This is a genomic window from Bradyrhizobium sp. (assembly GCF_019242285.1).
Lineage (GTDB): Bacteria > Pseudomonadota > Alphaproteobacteria > Rhizobiales > Xanthobacteraceae > Bradyrhizobium.
In genome coordinates this window covers 1-3,704 of sequence record NZ_JAFAVV010000167.1, presented here as the reverse complement: position 1 = coordinate 3,704, position 3,704 = coordinate 1, and the positions used below count along the sequence as shown (strand labels likewise).

Here is a 3,704-nt window from a genome sequence, read left to right as displayed (position 1 = left end):
CGACGCTAGCCTTCTTCGCCGGCTACCAGGTGTGGCCCATCTTCCGCGTTCTCTGGATAAGCCTTACCGACTATCAGTTTTTGGCCAACGGGCCGGCGCACTGGGTCTGGTTCGACAATTACAACGCCGCACTTCACGACCCATTGATGTGGTCGAGCTTGGGCCGCGCGGCCCTCTTCACGATCATGTTCCTGCCCGGCACGATCATCCTGCCGCTTCTGTTGGCGATCCTCGTCGATCGGGTGACGAATGCGAGCCTCGCGACCCTATACCGCGTGGTGCTGCTCATTCCGGCTGTCATTCCCAGCACGCTCATCTTTGTCCTGTGGAAGTGGATGTACAACTACCAGAGCGGCCCAATAAATCATTTTCTCGTCGATACCATCGGTCTGTTCAACCTGCAGAATGCGCCCCAGTGGCTGGGCGGTACGCCCCTCACACTGCCCTCGATCGCCATCATGGAAGTATGGTGGGGTCTCGGTTACCACACCATCTTCTTCCTCGCGGGCCTCGCTGCGATTCCCAAGGACCTGCCGGAAGCTGCCCGGATCGACGGGGCGAACGAATGGCAGGTCTTCTGGCATGTGACGCGGCCGCGTCTCGCCCCGATCATGATGATCCTGGTCGTATTGCGCTTCGGTACCGCGATGGCCGTCATCGACGAGTATCTCATCTTCGGCGGTTTCAACCGCGCCTCGCCGACCTATACCTGGACGATCTTCATGTACGATCAGGCATTCAAGCTCGGCCTGTGGCGGCAGGGCTACGCCGCGGCCATCGGCATGATCGGGGCGATCGCGATGATGTGCGTCATGGTTTTCCTGCTCCGCATATTCCGTCCCAGGGGCTGACATGGGCCCGAGGTCGCCATTGATGCTCGACGCTTTCCATCAAGGTCGTGTCGCGTCCTCGCCTAACGCTGCATCAAGACCAGCGCCCGGCTGGTTCAACCGTAACGGCAGCGCCATCGTCCGCCACGCGGTGATCAATTTCTTCATGCTGATCATCCTCCTGCCGCTCGCCTGGGTTCTCGTGATGTCGGTGAAACCGCTTCCCGACGCGATGCGCGGCGATTTTTGGCCGCGACATTTCGACTTCACCCACTACGGCTACGTATTCCAGCGGATCGCTACGTTGCCGGTGAATCTATTCAACAGCATCTACGTCACAGCGAGCACGGTGCTGATCACCACGATCTGCGCGGTGCTCGCCGGTTATGCACTCGTGCACCTTCGGCCCCGTGGCGCTGGCTTGGTCGCGGCGGCGCTGTTGGTCTCACTGTATTTCCCGGTGCGCGTGGTCTCGATCATCAGCATCTACGAAACACAACACTGGCTGGGCCTGATCAACAGCACGAGCGGCCTGGTTCTGCCTTATGTCACCCTTCAGCTGGCCATCAGCGTCTTGATCATGCGCAGCATGTTCCAGCTCGTGCCGCACGAGCTGATCGAAGCGGCGCGGATCGATGGTGCAAGTCACTGGCGGACGCTGTGGATGGTCGGCCTGCCGATGGTGCGCAACGGCCTGGTGGTCATATTCATCGTCAATTTCGTCGCGGCTTGGGGCGAGTATTTGTTATGCTTGACGCTCATAGACGACGAGGCGGCGCGCACCATGCCCGTCGTGCTGGCCGCCGCCCAAGGCGGTCAGGGGCAGTGGGCTTGGCCGAACCTTGCCGCCGTATATGTCATCGTGGTCACCCCAGGCATCCTTGCCTTCACTTTCGCTCAAAAGCTCTTCTTCAAGGGATTGATGGAGGGCGTCGTCAAAGGGTAACCGAGCAAGCATCACCACGCGTCAGGGATCGGCACGCCCAAAGGGTGCCGGCGAGGAACAAGACCCACCGCGAGCCGGTTAAGCCGATCAGGACGAGAAAGGTCGCGATGCATCTCGCGCCGACCGAGATCGAGGTCCAGCACGCGCGCATGACCAAAATACCGATGCTCAGCGATGCCCCCGCCGCGGAAAGAGCCCGCGAGGCAGAGGACGTGCGGGAGCTCGAGGGTGTTCGCGAATTCGGCCAGGCGCCTGGGCTGGAAGTGGCCCGCGCTCCGCCGCGCCGGGTGGGCGCGGCGGCGATCTCCGTCATTTGCGTCGCGGTCACGAGCGTCTCGAGCTACATATTCACCAATCCGGAGATGCCGCGGATCGACCCCGTCATCGAGTTCCCGTGGTTTATTCCAATTGGGCCTGCTTTTGGCTTCATTTGGCTCGTACTGACGCTCAGCGTCGTCGCGTCATTCTATTTGATCCTGCGAAGCTCGCCGGACAATAAGCTCAGACGCCTCGCCATCGCGGCGTACGTGGCCCAGCTCGCCATGCACACGGTTTGGGCCTGGCTGCTTTTCGCGCGTCGACTTCCAACGCCGAGCCTTTACGCGGTCGCACTTTTCGTGGCCGTCGTGATCGTCGCGGTCTGGGCCGCAGCTCACGTCGACAAGCGGGCGAGCCTGCTGCTCGGGCCTTATCTCGCCTGGGCGATCTTCGCTTTCGTGACGACTGCCCGTATCGCATCCGGCGGGACCATCTGAAATTCAGGGTTCGGCGATGCGCGCTCCGCGATTGGGCGCGCATAGGCCGAAACGACATGAAACCCGATTGCTGCGTCGAAGCCGATTGATGCTGCCCAAGCCGATTGATGCGTCCAAGCCGATTGATGCGTCCAAGTCAGATGGCTTCGGGCGGGATTGGCGTGGAGAAGAGGTAGCCCGAAGTCTCATCGCGCACGATGATCGTGAAACCATGGGTTGGATGGTCACCCGCGATGACGTGAAGGAGACCGTGGAGCGAAGATTTGTTCTCGGTCATCTCCGCCTCGATCTTCTTGAGCTCATCCAACTTCGTGGCTTTCGGCTCGCGCATCGTGCTCTCCCGGCAGGGTTTCGGGGCAAATTCCAACGCGAAGACCGCTTACCCGTTCCGAGCACCGATACTTGGAATTCAGGGAGGAAGGCTTGGCGGCCGCCAAACGGGAATCCGAAAAGGACGAGATGAACGCACAGAGCTTAATTTGGGGGTAAAGTTGAATTGGCTGTTGCGGAAAGTGAAAATCAAGTAGAATCTTTCACAAAATTAATAGTCGGGGGACCCTATGCGAACTCATCAGCCTTCGCCAGCCCTCTACAACGATGATCTTGCTCCCGCGAGAGTAAGGAATTGGGGGACGTTCAGCATCTTCAATGTCTGGACTTCCGATGTTCATAGCCTGTGGGGCTATTATCTCGCTGCGAGTCTCTTCCTGCTTTGCGGCAACTTCCTGAATTTTGTGCTCGCCATCGGCATCGGATCGCTCATCATCTTTTTCCTGATGAACCTCGTCGGCTACGCCGGCGTTCGAACTGGCGTCCCCTACCCCGTGCTGGCACGGGCCTCTTTCGGCGTGTTCGGGGCCAATCTGCCGGCCCTCGTGCGCGCTATCGTCGCCTGTTTCTGGTATGGCGCTCAGACAAGCGCGGCGTCAGGCGCATTCGTGGCTTTGTTGAGCCGTAACGACGCGATCCTCGCTTTTCACCAAACCTCGCACATTTTCGGCCACTCGACCCTCGAGGTCATCTGCTTCGTGGTGATCTGGGCCTTGCAGCTCTTGATCATTCAGCACGGCATGGAAACGGTACGCAAGTTTCAGGACTTCGCCGGTCCTGCCGTCTGGGTGATGATGCTCATCCTTGCCGTCGTGCTCTGCGCCAAGGCCGGCGGCTTCTCCT

Annotated in this window: 5 protein-coding genes; 4 read left to right on the top strand and 1 reads right to left on the bottom strand. The window is 59.9% G+C overall.

What is annotated here, in order from left to right:
• The 3 genes from JOY90_RS06240 to JOY90_RS06230 all read left to right on the top strand — a co-directional run.
• On the top strand, positions 1–851 hold an 851-nt coding region (locus tag JOY90_RS06240), incomplete at its 5' end, for a carbohydrate ABC transporter permease (protein WP_291690277.1).
• A gap of 22 nt (positions 852–873) precedes the next feature.
• Complete coding sequence (locus JOY90_RS06235) at positions 874–1,776, top strand: carbohydrate ABC transporter permease (RefSeq protein ID WP_291690276.1); 903 nt, start codon at positions 874–876, stop codon at positions 1,774–1,776.
• 107 nt (positions 1,777–1,883) lie between these two features.
• On the top strand, positions 1,884–2,531 hold the full coding sequence (locus tag JOY90_RS06230) for a TspO/MBR family protein (protein ID WP_291690275.1): 648 nt from the start codon (positions 1,884–1,886) through the stop codon (positions 2,529–2,531).
• A 136-nt stretch (positions 2,532–2,667) separates the two neighbouring features.
• On the opposite strand, the gene JOY90_RS06225 is transcribed toward JOY90_RS06230, so the two are convergent.
• A complete protein-coding gene (locus JOY90_RS06225; RefSeq protein ID WP_291690274.1) occupies positions 2,668–2,862 on the bottom strand; it encodes a hypothetical protein in 195 nt (64 codons plus the stop codon).
• A gap of 229 nt (positions 2,863–3,091) precedes the next feature.
• On the opposite strand from JOY90_RS06225, the gene JOY90_RS06220 reads away from it, so the two are divergent.
• Positions 3,092–3,704 (top strand): cytosine permease (locus JOY90_RS06220; RefSeq protein ID WP_291690273.1); only part of this gene is annotated, 613 nt, incomplete at its 3' end.